The organism is Curtobacterium sp. MCLR17_045, from assembly GCF_003234405.1.
Taxonomy (GTDB): Bacteria; Actinomycetota; Actinomycetes; order Actinomycetales; family Microbacteriaceae; genus Curtobacterium; species Curtobacterium flaccumfaciens.
The window spans coordinates 1-15,670 of sequence record NZ_QKTB01000017.1 but is presented as its reverse complement, the minus strand read 5'-3'; the positions used below and the strand labels follow the sequence as shown (position 1 = coordinate 15,670).

Annotated in this window: 17 protein-coding genes and 1 rRNA gene; 3 read left to right on the top strand and 15 right to left on the bottom strand. The window is 71.5% G+C overall.

Features of this window, described 5'->3' with window-relative positions; all coding sequences use genetic code 11:
• Positions 1-63: 63 nt before the first annotated feature.
• A complete protein-coding gene (locus DEJ05_RS11620; protein WP_111110506.1) occupies positions 64-1,317 on the top strand; it encodes an MFS transporter in 1,254 nt (417 codons plus the stop codon).
• Between the two features lie 138 nt (positions 1,318-1,455).
• On the opposite strand, the gene DEJ05_RS11615 is transcribed toward DEJ05_RS11620, so the two are convergent.
• Together DEJ05_RS11615 and DEJ05_RS11610 are read right to left on the bottom strand one after the other, a co-directional pair.
• On the bottom strand, positions 1,456-1,905 hold the full coding sequence (locus tag DEJ05_RS11615) for a TIGR02611 family protein (RefSeq protein ID WP_071405873.1): 450 nt from the start codon (positions 1,903-1,905) through the stop codon (positions 1,456-1,458).
• Between the two features lie 130 nt (positions 1,906-2,035).
• Positions 2,036-2,368, bottom strand: coding sequence for a TraR/DksA C4-type zinc finger protein (locus tag DEJ05_RS11610; RefSeq protein ID WP_111047483.1), 333 nt, complete (start codon positions 2,366-2,368; stop codon positions 2,036-2,038).
• Between the two features lie 50 nt (positions 2,369-2,418).
• On the opposite strand from DEJ05_RS11610, the gene DEJ05_RS11605 reads away from it, so the two are divergent.
• Positions 2,419-3,456, top strand: a complete 1,038-nt coding sequence (locus DEJ05_RS11605; protein ID WP_111104428.1) for an LLM class flavin-dependent oxidoreductase — start codon at positions 2,419-2,421, stop codon at positions 3,454-3,456.
• Between the two features lie 25 nt (positions 3,457-3,481).
• On the opposite strand, the gene DEJ05_RS11600 is transcribed toward DEJ05_RS11605, so the two are convergent.
• A complete protein-coding gene (locus DEJ05_RS11600; RefSeq protein ID WP_220037022.1) occupies positions 3,482-3,940 on the bottom strand; it encodes an ASCH domain-containing protein in 459 nt (152 codons plus the stop codon).
• A 124-nt stretch (positions 3,941-4,064) separates the two neighbouring features.
• Between DEJ05_RS11600 and DEJ05_RS11595 the strand changes: the two genes are divergently transcribed.
• On the top strand, positions 4,065-4,511 hold the full coding sequence (locus DEJ05_RS11595) for a DUF2510 domain-containing protein (RefSeq protein ID WP_111110472.1): 447 nt from the start codon (positions 4,065-4,067) through the stop codon (positions 4,509-4,511).
• A 12-nt stretch (positions 4,512-4,523) separates the two neighbouring features.
• On the opposite strand, the gene DEJ05_RS11590 is transcribed toward DEJ05_RS11595, so the two are convergent.
• The 12 genes from DEJ05_RS11590 to rrf all read right to left on the bottom strand — a co-directional run.
• On the bottom strand, positions 4,524-5,504 hold the full coding sequence (locus tag DEJ05_RS11590) for a site-specific tyrosine recombinase XerD (protein WP_111087966.1): 981 nt from the start codon (positions 5,502-5,504) through the stop codon (positions 4,524-4,526).
• 36 nt (positions 5,505-5,540) lie between these two features.
• Positions 5,541-6,140, bottom strand: coding sequence for a DUF1349 domain-containing protein (locus DEJ05_RS11585; protein ID WP_111110471.1), 600 nt, complete (start codon positions 6,138-6,140; stop codon positions 5,541-5,543).
• Positions 6,137-6,712, bottom strand: coding sequence for an NUDIX hydrolase (locus DEJ05_RS11580; protein ID WP_071245128.1), 576 nt, complete (start codon positions 6,710-6,712; stop codon positions 6,137-6,139). Before DEJ05_RS11580 ends, DEJ05_RS11585 begins: the two co-directional genes overlap by 4 nt.
• Before the next feature lie 179 nt (positions 6,713-6,891).
• The gene (locus DEJ05_RS11575; protein WP_110864214.1) at positions 6,892-8,607 is read right to left on the bottom strand and encodes a CTP synthase; all 1,716 of its coding nucleotides are present in this window, start codon (positions 8,605-8,607) and stop codon (positions 6,892-6,894) included.
• 126 nt (positions 8,608-8,733) lie between these two features.
• On the bottom strand, positions 8,734-10,428 hold the full coding sequence (gene recN, locus DEJ05_RS11570; RefSeq protein ID WP_111110470.1) for a DNA repair protein RecN: 1,695 nt from the start codon (positions 10,426-10,428) through the stop codon (positions 8,734-8,736).
• A 16-nt stretch (positions 10,429-10,444) separates the two neighbouring features.
• Positions 10,445-11,368 (bottom strand): NAD kinase, encoded by a 924-nt coding sequence (locus tag DEJ05_RS11565; protein ID WP_071245131.1) that lies wholly within the window; start codon positions 11,366-11,368, stop codon positions 10,445-10,447.
• Positions 11,365-12,198 (bottom strand): TlyA family RNA methyltransferase, encoded by an 834-nt coding sequence (locus DEJ05_RS11560; RefSeq protein WP_111110469.1) that lies wholly within the window; start codon positions 12,196-12,198, stop codon positions 11,365-11,367. The genes DEJ05_RS11565 and DEJ05_RS11560 overlap by 4 nt, the downstream gene beginning before the upstream one ends.
• A complete protein-coding gene (locus tag DEJ05_RS18130; RefSeq protein WP_164941184.1) occupies positions 12,191-12,358 on the bottom strand; it encodes a hypothetical protein in 168 nt (55 codons plus the stop codon). The genes DEJ05_RS11560 and DEJ05_RS18130 overlap by 8 nt, the downstream gene beginning before the upstream one ends.
• A 10-nt stretch (positions 12,359-12,368) precedes the next feature.
• A complete protein-coding gene (locus tag DEJ05_RS11555) occupies positions 12,369-13,340 on the bottom strand; it encodes an HAD-IIA family hydrolase (RefSeq protein ID WP_258376142.1) in 972 nt (323 codons plus the stop codon).
• Between the two features lie 31 nt (positions 13,341-13,371).
• Positions 13,372-14,223, bottom strand: a complete 852-nt coding sequence (locus tag DEJ05_RS18125) for a hypothetical protein (RefSeq protein WP_111110467.1) — start codon at positions 14,221-14,223, stop codon at positions 13,372-13,374.
• Positions 14,214-15,551, bottom strand: a complete 1,338-nt coding sequence (locus DEJ05_RS18120) for a hypothetical protein (protein WP_181440713.1) — start codon at positions 15,549-15,551, stop codon at positions 14,214-14,216. The genes DEJ05_RS18125 and DEJ05_RS18120 overlap by 10 nt, the downstream gene beginning before the upstream one ends.
• Positions 15,552-15,567: 16 nt before the next feature.
• Positions 15,568-15,670: ribosomal RNA gene (rrf, locus tag DEJ05_RS11540) — 5S ribosomal RNA — on the bottom strand; the annotation flags it as partial.

Genomic DNA, 15,670 nt, shown 5'->3' with positions numbered 1-15,670 from the left:
GCGTCGTACTGTTCGAGTGAGGTACGAATGCAGTCGTACTGCACGGAGATGGAAGGGGTGCGCATGCACCAGTCAGCTCGTTCGGTCGCCGGGTTCTGGATCCTGGCGGCGATGCTCCTGGTCTCGGTCGCGTCGTCGGCCGTGCCGTCGCCGATCTACCCGGTCTACGCAGCCGAGTGGCACCTCACCCCGCTCATGCTCACCGGGGTCTTCGCCATCTACGTCGCCGGCCTGCTCGCGAGCCTGCTCGTCGCGGGTCGCCTGTCCGACCACGTCGGCCGAAAGCCCGTGCTGGTCGTCGGCGGCCTGGGCGTCGCACTGTCACTCGGCCTGTTCGCGATGGCGGACGGGGTCGTCGCGCTCATCGTCGACCGGATCGTGCAGGGTGTCTCGGTCGGGCTGCTCATCGGGGCCCTCGGCGCGGCCCTCATCGACAACTCCCTCGAACGCCACCCGACCATGGCGGGCGTGCTGAACGGCGTCATCCCGCCGATCGCCCTGGCCACCGGCGCCATGTCGAGCGGCGCGCTGGTGCAGTGGGGTCCGGCACCGGAGCAGCTCGTCTACCTGCTGTTCGGCGCACTCCTCGTGCTCCTGGTGCTCGCGCTGTTCGTCGTCCCCGAGCAGGTGCAGCGTCGTCCCGGCGCACTCCGCTCCCTGCGTCCGACGATCAGCGTGCCGCGGTCCTCACGCCGGTTGTTCCGCGGCGTCGCCGGGTCGCTCGTCGCCAGCTGGGCCCTCGGCGGCATGTTCCTGTCGCTCGTCCCCTCGGCGCTCGGCACGGTGTTCGGCATCACGAACCACTTCGCGGCCGGTGCGCTCATCGCCGTGGTCACCGGAGTCGGCGCCCTGACCGGCCTGGCCATCCAGCGGATGGACACCCGTCGCGCGGTCCTGCTCGGGCTCGTCGCGCTCGTGCTCGGCCCGATCGTCACCGTGTCGTTCGTGTTCGCACACTCCCTGCCGGGCATGGTCGTCGGCAGCGCGATCGCCGGTGTCGGATTCGGCGCCGGGTTCCAGGCGCCGCTGCGGATGCTGCTCGCCACCGCTGCCCCGACCCACCGCGCCGGGCTGCTCTCCACGATCTACGTCGTCAGCTACCTGGCGTTCGGGGTGCCCTCGGTGATCGGAGGCCTGCTCGAGCCCTCGGTCGGGTTCGTCCCGGTCATCGCCGGGTACGGCGGATTCATCGTGCTCGCCGCGGTCGTCGCCCTCGTGCTGCAGCTGTCGTCGAAGGACGCCGCCGAGGTCGAGGAGCGCGCGGCCGAGGTCATCGAGCGCACCGCGACCGGCTCGATCCGGGTCGCGGCCGAGTAGGCACGGTCCGACGCGCATTCGGTGCGAGGTTGATCGCTCGGTGCGGGCCTGCAGCGCCGCACGGAGCCATCAACCTCGCACGCGGTGGCCGGCACCGCACGGTGCCGATCGCACCAGCGCCCGATCCCGGCGGCCCGACTAGTGGCCCGGTCGCGCCGAGTTCGTCCCGCGAGCGCGTGCACGCACGCCGACGGTCCGCGCCGCACCGGTGTGCGCAGCATCGACGTCGGCCTTGCCCCGGTCCGCAGCATCGCGCAGACGCTTCGGCCCGTGCCGCTTGGCCCAGTCCCAGAAGCGGTGCAGCTGCGCCTTGAGCCACGTGATGATCTTGTGGAAGAAGTGGAACTCGCTCGCCAGCACCGTGAGGCCGATGAACACCACGAGCCACCCCGGACCCGGCAGCGGCACCAGGATCAGCCCGATGATGACGACCAGCCCGCCCACCAGACCGACCAGCACCTTGTAGAGCAGGTGCACGTGCGGCCGCGCGTGGATCCAGGTGCGCAGGCGGTGGAACCACTGGAAGCGCTGGCGCGGCGCGCCGTCGGCCCGGGCTTCGCCGGGTCGGTCGTTCGGGTCGCCGTCCATGCCGAAAACGTAGGGCGCGCGGCTGGGAATCAGCGGCGCACGGGGTGGACGCGGGGTGCGCATGCCGGGAGGCGCGTGGCGGGGACAGCCCGCGCCTCCAGGCCGTCAGGCGGCACCGATCGCGTGCCCCTCACGCGTGCGCGACGCACGTCGCCGCCCACGGGACGGCGGCCAGCCGGGCCTCCGGGATCGGCTCGCCGCCGACCGTGCAGCGCCCGTAGGTGCCGTCGTCGAGTCGTACGAGCGCTGCGTCCACCTGGCGGATCCGCAGTTGGGCGCCGTCGCGGACCGCACCGAGCGAGCCGCGTTCCCAGGCCAGGGTCGCACCCTCCGGGTCGTGTTCGTCGTCGGAGTTCGCGTCCTGCCGGGCGTCGCTGACGTCACGCATGCTCCGCTCGACCTCGGCGAGCAGCCGTTCGTTGCGGGCGCGTTCGGCCTCGAGTGCGGGGCGGGGGTCCTCCATCCCCGCCACGGTAGTCGCGGTGGAATGGCCCCGCCTCCGGATGCGTTCGCATGCACATGACGAAGATCGGGTTCCTGTCGTTCGGACACTGGCGTGACGTGCCGGGGTCGAAGGTGCGCAGCGGGCGGGAGGCCCTGGTGCAGGCGATCGACCTCGCGGTCGCAGCCGAGGAAGCCGGCGTCGACGGCGCCTACTTCCGCGTCCACCACTTCGCGCCGCAGCAGGCCGCGCCGTTCCCGCTGCTCTCCGCCATCGCCGCGAAGACCAGCCGGATCGAGATCGGCACCGGCGTCATCGACATGCGCTACGAGAACCCGCTCTACATGGCGGAGGAGGCCGCGGCCACCGACCTGATCTCCGGCGGCCGACTGCAGCTCGGTGTCTCGCGGGGATCACCCGAGACCGCCCTGGCCGGCTACCAGCAGTTCGGCTACGTGCCCGACGCCTCCGACGAGAACGGCGGCGACATGGCCCGAGCGCACACGAACGTGTTCCGCCGCGCGATCGCCGGCGAGCCGATGGCCAACGCCAACCCGCAGATGACCGGTTCGGTCGGGTCCCTGCCGATCTCCCCGCTGTCCGACTCGCTCGGCGACCGGATCTGGTGGGGCGCCGGCACCCGAGCGACCGCGGAGTGGACCGCCGAGCAGGGCATGAACCTGATGTCCTCGACCCTGCTGACCGAGGACACCGGTGTGCCGTTCGACCAGCTGCAGGCCGAGCAGATCGAGCGCTTCCGCCGGGTGTGGTCCGAGTCGGGCTGGGACCGCGAACCGCGCGTCTCGGTCTCGCGGAGCATCATCCCGATCATCGACGACGAGTCGCGCCACTACTTCGGCGTGCGCGCGCAGGTCGAGGGGCAGGACCAGGTCGGGCACCTCGACGGCGGGCTGGCCCGGTTCGGCCGGTCCTACATCGGTGAGCCCGAACAGCTCGTCGCGGAGCTCGCGGCCGACCAGGCCGTCCGTGCTGCCGACACCGTGCTCGTCACCGTGCCGAACCAGCTCGGTGTGGACTTCAACGCCCGGCTGCTCGCCGCCGTGAAGGACGTGTTCACCGAGGTCGACGCGGAGCCGGTCCCCGCCTGACCCCGGATCGGTTTCGGGCTCGGGCTCAGCCGTTCGGCCAGAGCAGCCGGAACCGCTCGCACACGACCGGCATGTCCGGCGCGAACCCGCGCGGGTTCTCCGAGTGTGCGCGCCAGAACGCCTCGTGCACGGTCCGCCAGTGGTCGAGCGTCCGGTCGCCTTCCCCCTCGGCCCAGGCGTGGTCGGCGTCGACCTGGTCGAACGGAACCACCCGGACCGCCGTCGTCTCGATGACGGCACGGGGCGCACCCGAGCCGTCGGTCACGATGCTCACCTCGTCGGCCGCGGGCAGCGGATCGCCGGTCGCCTCGTAGTCCCAGAGCGACGACGCCGTGCCGACCTTGACCCCGTCGAGCACGAGCTGCAGGAGCGCGTCCGCCTGCTCCGGGGTCGCGCCGAAGGACCACGCCTCCGGCACGGCCTCCGGAAGGCTCGGACGCTCGCTGCGTCGCGCGGTCCAGAAGTCGTCGAGCGTCGAGGGCACGCCCCGACCGTAGTGCACCGGTCCGGTCCCCCCTTGTGCTGACACCCGGCTGGGGACTGGGGCGAGGCCGACCGCGCTCCTAGGCTCGGGAGCGTCGATCCACCCCGCACCTCGAGGAGCAACCGTGACGCTGCCGGCCGCAGGCTGGTTCCCGGACCCGCAGGACGCCCGTCGTCTGCGCTGGTGGGACGGTCGCACCTGGGGCGCAGCCACGCGGGTCCCCGCGGCTGCTGCTGACCCGGTCACGCCGATCGTCGTCGCGCCGGTGGGGCCGTCGTTCTCGGTGCAGACCGCGGCGATCCGGACGGACGCGTGGGCATCGGGCACCGCCGGCGACCGTCGGCTCTGCGTGTTCACGGTGCTCGCGGTGCTGCTCGCCGTGGTCTCGGTCGTCGCGAACCCCTGGGGCCTGGCGGGGCTGCTCGCCGTGGCGTGCGGGGTCATCGGCATCGTCCGTCCCGGGGCCGTCGGTGCCTGGGCGGTCCTGGCGCGGAGCGCTTCGGCGAGCGCCCACGTCGTCGCGGTGACGACGACCGTCATCGCCGCGTCGGCCCAGTTCCACCTGTTCTGAGCGCGGGCCCGCCTACCGCCGCGCCCGCGGGTGCGCCGTCTGGTACACGTCCCGCAGCATGTCCGCCGTGACCATCGTGTAGATCTGCGTCGTGGCGACACTCGCGTGCCCGAGCAACTCCTGCACCACGCGCACATCGGCACCGCCCTCGAGCAGGTGCGTCGCGAACGAGTGCCGGAACGTGTGCGGTGACACGTGCGCCTCCAGGTCGGCGGCAGCAGCGGCGGCCTGGATCACGAGCCAGGCGCTCTGCCGCGACAGCCGCGCTCCACGGGCGCCGAGGAACAGCGCCGGCGTCGACGGCCCTCGTGCCGCGAACACCGGCCGTGCCCGCACCAGGTACGCGTCGATCGCTGCACGGGCGAAGCTGCCGAGCGGCACGATGCGCTGCTTGTTGCCCTTGCCCGTGACCTTCACGACCGAGAGCTCGCCGTCGGCGTCCGACAGCGTCGTCACGTCGTCCACCGACAGCCCCACCGCCTCGGAGATCCGCGCACCGGTGGCGTAGAGCAGCTCGAGCAGGGCCTTGTCCCGCAGCTGGACGGGGTCGTCGGCGTCGACGGACACCGCCCCGAGCAGCCGTTCCATGTCCTCGACGGGGATCGCCTTCGGCAGCCGCATCGGGGCCTTCGGCGGTCGGACGGCGGTGCCGGGGTCGAGCGGCAACCAGCCCTCACCCGCGGCGAAGGCGGTGAACGACCGGACCGAGCTGAGCATCCGCGCGATCGACCGCGGTGCGAGCGGACCTTCCGGTCGGGTGGCCAGGTGCGTCACGAACCCCGAGACGTCCGCCCGTGCCAACCGTGCCACGTCCTGCAGCACCGAGGAGCCCCCGGCCCGGTCCGCACCGTCCGACTCGACGACCGGAGCGTCCGCCAACCACGACGTGAACACGGCGAGGTCCCGCCGGTACGCCGACAACGTGTGCTGCGAGAGTCCTCGCTCGATCGCGACGTGCCGCAGGTACGTCTCCGCGGCACGGTCGAGGGGCATCACCTCAGCAGGCTAACCGGCGCGGGTCACCTGCCGTCAGTGCAACGCCTCGTCCGGCGTGCCCACGCGGAACCCGGTGAACGTCACGGTCAGCCCGGCCCGCGTCGGCCCGGCGCACAGCAGCCCCGCGGACACGACGGCGTCCGGGTCGAGGTACGCGACCCGGACGAGGCGGGGCTCCTCACCCTCGGCCCACGCCCGGATCGTCACGGCGTCGCCATCGCGGCTCGCGCGGACGGTCACCACCCGGCCCGCCCACTCCGGCACGGGCGACACCGACCAGTCCGAGAAGCCACGCGTCACGACGGCGCCGAGCTGCGGCGCTCCGTCCGAGAACTCCACGCCGGCCTTGATCCAGGTCTGTTCGTCGACGCGCAGGAACACCCCGGCCTGGTCGAACTGCTCGGTGTAGTCGAGCACGAACGACGCTTCGACCGAGAACGGCCCGTCCGTCGGCTGCAGCAGCGCGTGCTCGGAGTCGTGCACGAACCCGTACGAGGTCGTCCGCCAGGCGTCACTGCCCTCGACCGCGGTGACGCGGAACACGTCGCCGTCGAACTCGGCGGCCTCCGGCTCGTGCGTCCACGTCCCCGTGGCGACCAGCTCGCGCAGGCCGTCGGCCGCGGACCCGCTCACTTGCCGCGCTGTTCGATGGCCTCGACGGCGAGCGTCGCGACGACGAGGGCCGAGTTGTTGAGCCGACCGCCCAGGATCCCCTCGAGCAGCTCCGCCCGCGGGACCCAGCGCGTCACGATGTCGGCCTCTTCCGCCTCACGCTCGAATGCGGACTCGGTCGACCGGACACCGCGCGCCCGGTAGATCTGGATGAACTCGTCACTGCCGCCCGAGGACGTGTTGTACCGGACCAGGGGCTCCCACGTGTCGGCCTCGAGGTCGGCCTCCTCGCCCAGCTCGCGCTTCGCGGCCGTCAGGTGGTCCTCGCCCTCCATGTCGAGCAGACCGGCGGGCAGCTCCCAGTCGCGCAGCCGCACCGGGTGCCGGTACTGCTGGATGACCAGGACGCGGCCCTCGTCGTCCTCGGCGTACACGGCGACGGCGCCAGTGTGGTCGATGTACTCGCGGACCATCGAGTCGCCGTTGTACGCGACGGTGTCGCGGCGCACGTCCCAGACGGCGCCCTCGTACACGACGGTGGATTCGGTGACCTCGAAGGAGGCGGACTCGTCAGCGATCGGTGCGTCTGTCACGTCCCCATCCAAGCACGCGCCCCCCTGACGCCCCCGTCGGAACCAGGTTCCGGACACAGCACCGCGTCGTTCCGCGGTTCCGTGTCCGGAACCAGGTGCCGTGGACGCGACCCCGGACGGACTGGAGGCGCGGTGCCAGCTGGCACCGCGCCTCCCGTCCGATCGTGGTGACCCGGTGCTTACGCGACCTGCTCCTCGGTCTGCGGGTCGAACAGGCTGGACGCCTCGTGGCGCTCGATCGCGGCCGCGACGAGCCCCGCGAACAGCGGGTGCGCATCGGTCGGACGCGAGCGGAGCTCCGGGTGCGCCTGCGTGGCGATGTAGAACGGGTGCACGTCGCGCGGGAGCTCGACGTACTCCACCAGCGTGCCGTCGGGCGAGGTGCCCGAGAAGACGAGGCCGGCGTCCGCGATCTGCTCGCGGTACTTGTTGTTCACCTCGTAGCGGTGACGGTGGCGCTCGGAGGCCTCGGGCGCACCGTACAGCTCCGCCGCCAGCGAGCCCTCGGTGAACGACGCCGGGTACAGGCCCAGGCGCATCGTGCCACCCAGGTCGCCGCCGGCGATGATGTCGACCTGCTCCGCCATCGTCGCGATGACCGGGGTGGAGGTCTCCGGGTCGAACTCGGTGCTCGACGCGTCGGTCAGACCGACCTCGTGGCGGGCGTACTCGATGACCATGCACTGCAGGCCGAGGCACAGGCCGAGCGTCGGGATGCCCTGCTCACGCGCGAACTTCAGCGCGCCGAGCTTGCCCTCGATGCCGCGCACGCCGAACCCACCGGGGATGCAGATGCCGTCGACGTCGCCGAGCTGCTTCGCCGCACCCTCGGGCGTGGTGCAGTCGTCGGACACGACCCACTTCAGCGTCACCTTGGCGTCGTGCGCGAATCCGCCGGCACGCAGCGCCTCGGTGACGGACAGGTAGGCGTCCGGCAGGTCGATGTACTTGCCGACCAGGGCGATCGTGACGGCCTTCTTCGGCTCGTGCACGGCCTTCAGCACCGGGGTCCACGCGGTCCAGTCGACCGGACCGGCGTCGAGCTTGAGCGCCTCGACGATGACCTGGTCGAGGCCCTGGTTGTTCAGCAGCGTCGGCAGGTCGTAGATCGAGGGGACGTCCACGGCGTTCACCACGGCGTCCTCGTCGACGTCGCACATCAGCGCGATCTTGCGCTTGTTCGACTCCGACACCGGCCGGTCGCTGCGCAGCACGAGCGCGTCGGGCTGGATGCCGATCGAGCGCAGAGCGGCGACGGAGTGCTGCGTCGGCTTGGTCTTCTGCTCACCCGAGGCGTTCATGAACGGCACCAGCGAGACGTGCACGAAGAACACGTTGTTGCGGCCGAGCTCGTGCCGCACCTGACGGGCGGACTCGATGAACGGCTGCGACTCGATGTCGCCGACGGTGCCACCGACCTCGGTGATGATGACGTCGGGCTGCGGGTCGTTCTGCGCCTGCTCGCGCATCCGGCGCTTGATCTCGTCGGTGATGTGCGGGATGACCTGCACCGTGTCGCCGAGGTACTCGCCGCGACGCTCCTTGGCGATCACCGTCGAGTACACCTGACCGGTCGTGACGTTCGCGGCCTGCGACAGGTTGATGTCGAGGAAGCGCTCGTAGTGCCCGATGTCGAGGTCCGTCTCCGCACCGTCGTCGGTCACGAAGACCTCGCCGTGCTGGAACGGGTTCATGGTGCCCGGGTCCACGTTGAGGTACGGGTCGAGCTTCTGCATGACGACCTTGAGGCCGCGAGCCGTGAGCAGGTTGCCGAGGCTGGCCGCCGTCAGGCCCTTGCCGAGAGACGAGACGACCCCGCCGGTCACGAAGATCTGCTTCGTCACCTTCGGGGTCGAGTTCGAAGAATTGGTACCGCCGCTGAGAGTGTCCGCCACGGGATTCCATCGTACGTCAGAACTGCCGGGAGGCGCGACCTCGGTTCGCCGTGGGCGTTGCGCGGGTGGGTGGCCGGGTCCTCGGGCCGTGGCCGGGTCGGCGGGCGGCACCCGCCTGCTTGGTCGTCAGGCTCGCTGGCCGGCCACGTCGAGCAGCTCGCGGGCGTGCTCGATGCCGCTGGCGCTGTCACCGAGTCCGGAGAGCAGCCGTGCCATCTCCTGCAGCCGGTCCTCGCCCTCGAGCCGGCGCACGCTCGACGACGTGACGGCCCCACTGGCGTCCTTCACGACGTTGAGGTGGTTGTTCGCGAAGGCCGCGACCTGGGCCAGGTGCGTGACGACGATGACCTGCGTGCGCTCTGCGAGCTTCGCCAGCCGTCGGCCGATCTCGATCGCCGCCGCCCCGCCGACACCGGCGTCGACCTCGTCGAAGACGAACGTCGGCACCGTGGTGCTGCCAGCCATGACGACCTCGATCGCGAGCATCACGCGCGACAGCTCACCGCCGGACGCCCCCTTGCCGATCGGCCGGGGGTCGGTGCCGGAGTGCGGCTGGAGCAGGATCGTGACCTGGTCACGGCCGTGCCGGCGGTACTCGCCGGCGTCGGTGACCTCGACCACCAGCGTCGCACCGCCCATCGCGAGGGTCTTCAGCTCAGCGGTCACGCGCTTCGCCAGGTCGGTCGCCGCCTTGGTGCGCGCCGTCGTGAGCGCGGCGGCGGCGGACTCGAGCGCCTGCTCGTCCTGCTCGACCGACCGCTGCAACGCCGCGATCCGGTCGTCGTCGCCGTCGAGCTCGAGCAGCCGGTCGCTCGCACGCTGTCCGTAGGCGATGACGTCGTCCACCGTCTCGCCGTACTTGCGGGTGAGGCCGGCCAGCAGGGCACGGCGTTCGTTGATGAGTTCGAGATCGTGCCCGGCCTCGGGTTCCAGGGAACCGAGGTAGCTCGAGATGCTCGCCGAGGCCTCGGCCGCCTGGATCCCGAGCTCCGTGAGCTGCTCGAGTACCGGCTGCAGGGCACTGTCCGACGACGCGACGCGCTCCACGGCACGGCGTGCGGACTCGACCAGGCCGACGACGTCGGAGACGCCGTCGAGGGACTCGCTGGACAACGCCTCGTGCGCCAGGGCAGCGGACAACCGGAGCTCCTCGAGGTTGCCCAACCGCTCGGCGCGTTCGGCCAGCTCGACGTCCTCGCCGGGCTGCGGGTCGGCGGCCTCGATCTCGTCGGAGGCCGCGCGGATCCGCTCGGCCTCGGCCACGCGGTCGTCCCGGTCGCGGACCAGGACCTCGAGGTCACCGACGTGCTGCTGCCAGGCGTCGTACGCGGCGACGTACCGGGCGAGGGCCTTCTCGAGCGAGGCTCCCCCGAACCCGTCGAGGGCAGCCCGCTGCGCCGTTGCCGAGGTCAGGCGGATCTGGTCCGACTGCCCGTGCACGGTGACGAGCTGGTCGGCGAGCTCGCCGAGCACCGCCACGGGCGCACTCCGACCGCCCACCGTGGCACGGCTGCGCCCCTCGGCGGAGACCGTGCGGGTGAGGATGAGTTCGCCGTCCTCGACGGTGCCGCCGGCGTCCTCGACGCGTTCGGCGACGGCGTCCTGCTCGGGGACGTGCCAGCGACCTTCGACGACGGCGCTCGACGCACCGCGGCGCACCGAACCGGCGTCGGCCCGCGCACCGAGCAGCAGCCCGAGCGCGGTGACGATCATCGTCTTGCCCGCACCGGTCTCTCCGGTGACGACGGTGAAGCCCGGCCCGAGTTCGAGCGTGGTCTCACCGATGACACCGAGGTCGCGGATCGCGATCTCCTCGATCATCGGTCGTCCTCCGTGCTCATCGGTCGTCCTCGTCGCTCTGGGGGCCGCGCCACCCGGCGACGGGCAGCTGGAACTTCGCGACCAGGCGGTCGGTGAACGGAGCGTCCTTGAGTCGGGCGACCCGCACCGGGTCGGGCGAACGCCGGACCTCGACACGGGCGCCCGGCGGCAGGTCGTGGGTCCGTCGGCCGTCGCACCAGAGGACACCGACGCCGCTCGTGCGCCGCAGGACCTCGATCGCGAGCGTGCAGTCCGGCCCGACGACGATCGGTCGGGCGAACAGGGCGTGGGCGCTCAGCGGCACCATGAGGAGCGCGTCGACGTCCGGCCACACGATGGGGCCACCGCCGGAGAACGAGTACGCCGTGGAGCCGGTCGGGGTCGACACGACCACGCCGTCGCAGCCGAACGACGACAGCGGGCGGCCGTCGACCTCGGTCACGACCTCGAGCATCCGCTCCCGCGAGGCCTTCTCGATCGTGGCCTCGTTCAGCGCCCAGCTCGAGTAGACGATCTGGTTGCCGACGACCACGTCGACCTGCAGGGTGACGCGTTCCTCGACGTTGTACTCGCCGGACAGCGCGCGCTCGACCGTCTCGGACAGGCCGTCACGCTCGCTCTCGGCCAGGAACCCGACGTGCCCGAGGTTCACCCCGATCAGCGGAGCGCCGGTGTTCCGCACGAGTTCCGCCGCGCGGAGGATCGTGCCGTCGCCACCGAGCACGATGACGATCTCGAGCTGGTTCGGCTGGACGTCGACGCCGAGGATGTCGACCTTGCCGACCGACGCCTCGGCACGACGGATGTCGGCGTACTCGTCGAAGGGCATGACGGGCGTGAGACCGGCTGCGTGCAGGAGGTCGCAGACCTCGACCGCAGCGTCGATCGAGTCGCGGCGACCCGTGTGGGACACGAGCAGGATGTGCCGTTCGTCACTCATGAAGACCCTTCCGTGAGTTCGGTCGCCCGGACTCTCCATTCTGTCGGATTGCCCCCGACACCGCGCTGGAAGCGGGCCAGGTACTCGTGGTTGCCGTGTGTCCCGACGATCGGGGACGCGGCGAGCCCACTGGTGCCGAGGCCCAGGTCCCACGCCGCCCACAGCACGTTCATGAGCGCGTCGTTCCGGAGCCCGGCGTCGTGCACGATGCCCTCGCGCACACCGCCACGACCAACTTCGAACTGGGGCTTCACCAGGAGCACGAACTCGTCCGCGGGGACGGCTTCGGCCAGCGCCGGCAGCACGAGTCGGAGCGAGATGAAGGACAGGTCCCCCACCACCAGGCTCGTCTCGGCAGCGGTGCCGTCGAGCGCCAGGTAGTCGGCGCGCGTGAGGTTCCGCGCGTTCGTCCCCTCGACCACGGCGACGCGTTCATCGAGCGCGATGGTGGGGTGCAGCTGTCCGTGCCCCACGTCGAGCGCGATGACACGGCGCGCGCCGCGTGCGAGCAGCACCTGGGTGAACCCGCCGGTGCTCGCGCCCACGTCGAGCACGACCCGGTCGGCGGGGTCGACGTCGAACGCGTCGAGTGCGCCGACGAGCTTCCGGGCCGCGCGCGAGACCCACTCGTCCGCGGCGTCGACCTCGATGTCCGCGTCGGATGCGATCGGCGTCGACGGCTTCAGGACGGCACGGCCACCCACGAGCACCCGGCCGTCCTGGATCAGCTTGCTGGCGACGGTGCGCGACCGTGCGAGCCCGCGTGCAGCGAGGAGGGCGTCGAGGCGGACCGGGGTCGCGTCGTGCACGGCTCCGTCCGGCTCAGGCACTCGCGGAGCCGCCGCTCTCGAGCCGCGTCCGCAGCTCGTCGTGCAGGGCGGAGAAGGCGTCGGCGCGCTCGGCAAGCGGCAGGGCCTCGGCCTCGGCGGTGCGCGCGGCGAAGGCGTCCTGCTGCTCGGGTTCGGCGGACGGCTGCTCGGGGTTCGGCACGTCCGACACGCTACTCGCCGCCGTACAGCTGCGGGTCCACGTCGAGGCCGTAGATGGCCAACCCGGACTCCCAGATGAGCGTCGAGCCGGCACGGAGCCGATCGATGTCCGTCCCGGCGTCGAGCACCCGGACGACGTGCCCGCGCATCGCCACCGTCGCAGTACCGACGGTCACGTACCGGGTGCCGTCCTCGTCCTCGCGCCGCACCGTCTCCGGGTACGGCTGGGACAGCCCCCGGAGGTCTTCGAGCACGTAGGTGGGACGCGAGCGCTGGTCGGCCGCGAGCACCTGCTTCGCCTTGTCGATGCCGGTGAGCACGAGCACGCTCGGGATCCCGACGTCGTTCGCGCCCTTGATGTCAGTGTCCAACCGGTCCCCGATGAACAGGGTCCGACCGCCGCCGAAGCGCTCGACCGCCGTGTCGAAGATCGGCCGCTCGGGCTTGCCGGCGACCACGGGCATCCGGCCGACCGCCTGGTGCACGGCGGACACGAGCGTGCCGTTGCCGGGCGCGATGCCCCGCTCGACCGGGATCGACCAGTCCATGTTCGTGGCCACCCACGGCACGTCCGGGTCGGCCAGGGCGAAGGAGGCCTCGGCCAGTTCCTTCCAACCGAGGTCCGGTGAGAATCCCTGGATGACCGCGGCCGGGGAGTCCTCGGCACTCGAGGTGACGGTGAACCCGGCTTCCTCGACGATGCTGGACAGCCCGAGCCCGCCGGTGACCAGGACGGTCGCTCCGGCCGGCACCAGGGTCGCGAGCAGCTGGACGCCGGCCTGTGACGAGGTGACGACGTCGCCCTCGGACACCTCGAGTCCGTAGCGCTCGAGGTGCTCGGCGACGTCGATCGGCCGACGCGATGCGTTGTTCGTGATGTAGCCGACCCGCGCCGTGAGCGATGCCCGGGTCAGGGCTTCGACCGCGTGCGGGATGGCGTTGCGGCCCCGGTAGACGACGCCGTCGAGGTCGGTGAGGACCACGTCGACGCCCTCGGTCAAGGCCGCCGAGTGCTCAGCCGGCTGCGGAGCCGTCGACGTCGCGGGGGTTGTCGTCGTCGATCTCGCCGGGCTCGTCGGCTGCGGAGGTGTCGTCGTCGAGGTCGTCGAGGGCGGGTTCGTCATCGAGGTCGTCGTCGATGTCGTCGGCGGATTCGTCGTCGCCGTCGAGTTCGTCGGTCGCGACGTCGTCGGCTCCGAGGTCATCGGCCTCGTCGTCTCCGGCGTCTCCGTGTTCTTCGACTTCGAGCGTTTCCTCGACCACATCAACTGTCTCCCAAGCGTTGTCGTCCGCGATTTCGGCGAGGGCCGCTGCCGCGCGGTCCACACGGGCCCACCACTCGTCGGCCTCGTCCTGTCGACCGAGCTCCTCGAGCGTGGCCGCGTAAGCACTGTAGAGCGCCGGGGACCACGTGTAGGCGGTGGACGGGTCGAGCTGTGGAATCTCCAGCTCGCCGAGGGCGGCTGTGGGATTCCCGAGGTCGAGACGAGCGCCGGACATGGCGATCGCGAGCTCGACCTGCACCGGGGTCTCGAGGGCCGAGCGCTCGACCGAACGACCGAGCTCGAGTGCCCGCTCCGGACGGCCCAGGCCACGCTCGCAGTCCACCATCATCGGGAGCTGGTCGTTGCGACCGGAGATCCGACGGTAGGTGCGGAGCTCCCGGAGCGCGGTGGCGAAGTCGCCGAGGCGGTACGCGGTGATCGCGGCCGTCTCGCGGACGACACCGACACGACCGGCACGACGAGCAGCGCTCAGGGCATGCTGGTTCGCCGTCTCGGGGTCGTCGTCGACGAAGAGCGCTGCAGCCACGAGGTGACGCGCAACCCAGTCGGCGTTGTCCTTGCTGAGGGTCTTCAACTCCATCCGGGCCGCAGGGTCGAGGTCGCGCGCCTGGATCTCCTCGGGGATCTCCGGGTCGTCGTGGCGCGGACGGATCGACTTGGTGCCGTAGGGGTCACGGTCCTCCCAGTCGTCGCGCGCGGCCTCACCGAAACGGGCGCCGGCGTGACGGCTGCCGTCACCGAAACGACGACGGTCCTCACCGCCGTCGCGAGCCGGGCGGTCCGATGAACCCCCGCGGAACGGACGGTCGGACGAACCACCACGGGCCGGACGGTCGGACGAACCACCACGGGCCGGACGGTCGCCGTCACGAGCGGGACGATCGGAGCCCCCGCGATACGGGCGGTCCCCGTCACGAGCGGGACGATCGGAGCCCCCGCTGTACGGGCGGTCCCCGTCACGAGCGGGACGGTCGGAGCCCCCGCGGTACGGGCGGTCGCCATCGCGACGCGGACGGTCAGAACCGCCCTGGAAGGGTCGGTCCCCGTCACGGCGGGGCCGGTCAGAGGACCCGCCACGGTACGGACGATCACCATCACGCGCCGGGCGGTCTGACGAGCCACCGCGGTACGGACGATCGCCATCACGCGCCGGGCGTCCTGACGAGCCACCGCGGTACGGACGATCGCCATCACGACGCGGACGGTCTGAACCACCCTGGAACGGGCGGTCACCGTCACGGCGCGGACGGTCAGAACTCCCGCCACGGAACGGACGATCACCGTCACGAGCCGGGCGGTCGGAGCCACCACGGAACGGACGATCGCCATCGCGTCGCGGACGATCGGCACCGCGCGGACCATCACCGCGCGGCGGCCGGCCGGAGTCACCGCGGTCACCCTGCCACGACGGACGGTCGTTCCGGTCGCCGGACCGGAACGGACGATCCCCATCGCGACGCGGAGCGCTGTCCCGGCGGGGTGCGCCGTCCCGGAACGGACGGTCTCCACCCTGCGGACGATCACGACGGTCACCTTCGCGCCGCTCGAACTCACGAGGACCGGACGACCAACGACCATCGCTCTGGCCGTCCCGACGCGGAGCGCCGTCGCGACGCGGGAACCGGTCGCCGTCCCGTCGGGGTCGATCTCCGCGGCCCCCGTCGTTCCGCCGCTGATCGTCGTCGTTCGCCACCGTTGCTCCTCATCGCGTGCCCGGTGCAGTGCCTCGGGCGTTCGTCCGCTGTGTCGTTGTGTTGGGTGCCGCGTCAGTTTCCCGACGTCGGCCTCCAGTCCATCACGAACCGGAGCCGGCGTCGAGTGAACGGCGGCAGAAACAGAAATGGCCACCGGCCCCGACCGAGAACGAGGGTTTCCCCTGCGAATTCTCGATGGAGGGCCGATGGCCACATCTTTCATACGTTAAGTCCGGCGGCGTCCTACTCTCCCACAAGGTCCCCCTTGCAGTACCATCGGCGCTGAGAGGCTTAGCTTCCGGGTTCGGAATGTGACCGGGCGTTTCCCTCTCG

What these genes read in the sequence shown, in the direction of transcription:
- DEJ05_RS11605 (WP_111104428.1), top strand. Translation starts at nt 2,419, where the DNA reads ATGCACATGACGAAGATCGGGTTCCTGTCGTTCGGACACTGGCGTGAC.
- DEJ05_RS11620 (WP_111110506.1), top strand. Translation starts at nt 64, where the DNA reads ATGCACCAGTCAGCTCGTTCGGTCGCCGGGTTCTGGATCCTGGCGGCG.
- DEJ05_RS11615 (WP_071405873.1), bottom strand. Translation starts at nt 1,905, where the DNA reads ATGGACGGCGACCCGAACGACCGACCCGGCGAAGCCCGGGCCGACGGC.
- DEJ05_RS18125 (WP_111110467.1), bottom strand. Translation starts at nt 14,223, where the DNA reads ATGGAGTTGAAGACCCTCAGCAAGGACAACGCCGACTGGGTTGCGCGT.
- DEJ05_RS11565 (WP_071245131.1), bottom strand. Translation starts at nt 11,368, where the DNA reads ATGAGTGACGAACGGCACATCCTGCTCGTGTCCCACACGGGTCGCCGC.
- DEJ05_RS11590 (WP_111087966.1), bottom strand. Translation starts at nt 5,504, where the DNA reads ATGCCCCTCGACCGTGCCGCGGAGACGTACCTGCGGCACGTCGCGATC.
- recN (WP_111110470.1), bottom strand. Translation starts at nt 10,428, where the DNA reads ATGATCGAGGAGATCGCGATCCGCGACCTCGGTGTCATCGGTGAGACC.
- DEJ05_RS11610 (WP_111047483.1), bottom strand. Translation starts at nt 2,368, where the DNA reads ATGGAGGACCCCCGCCCCGCACTCGAGGCCGAACGCGCCCGCAACGAA.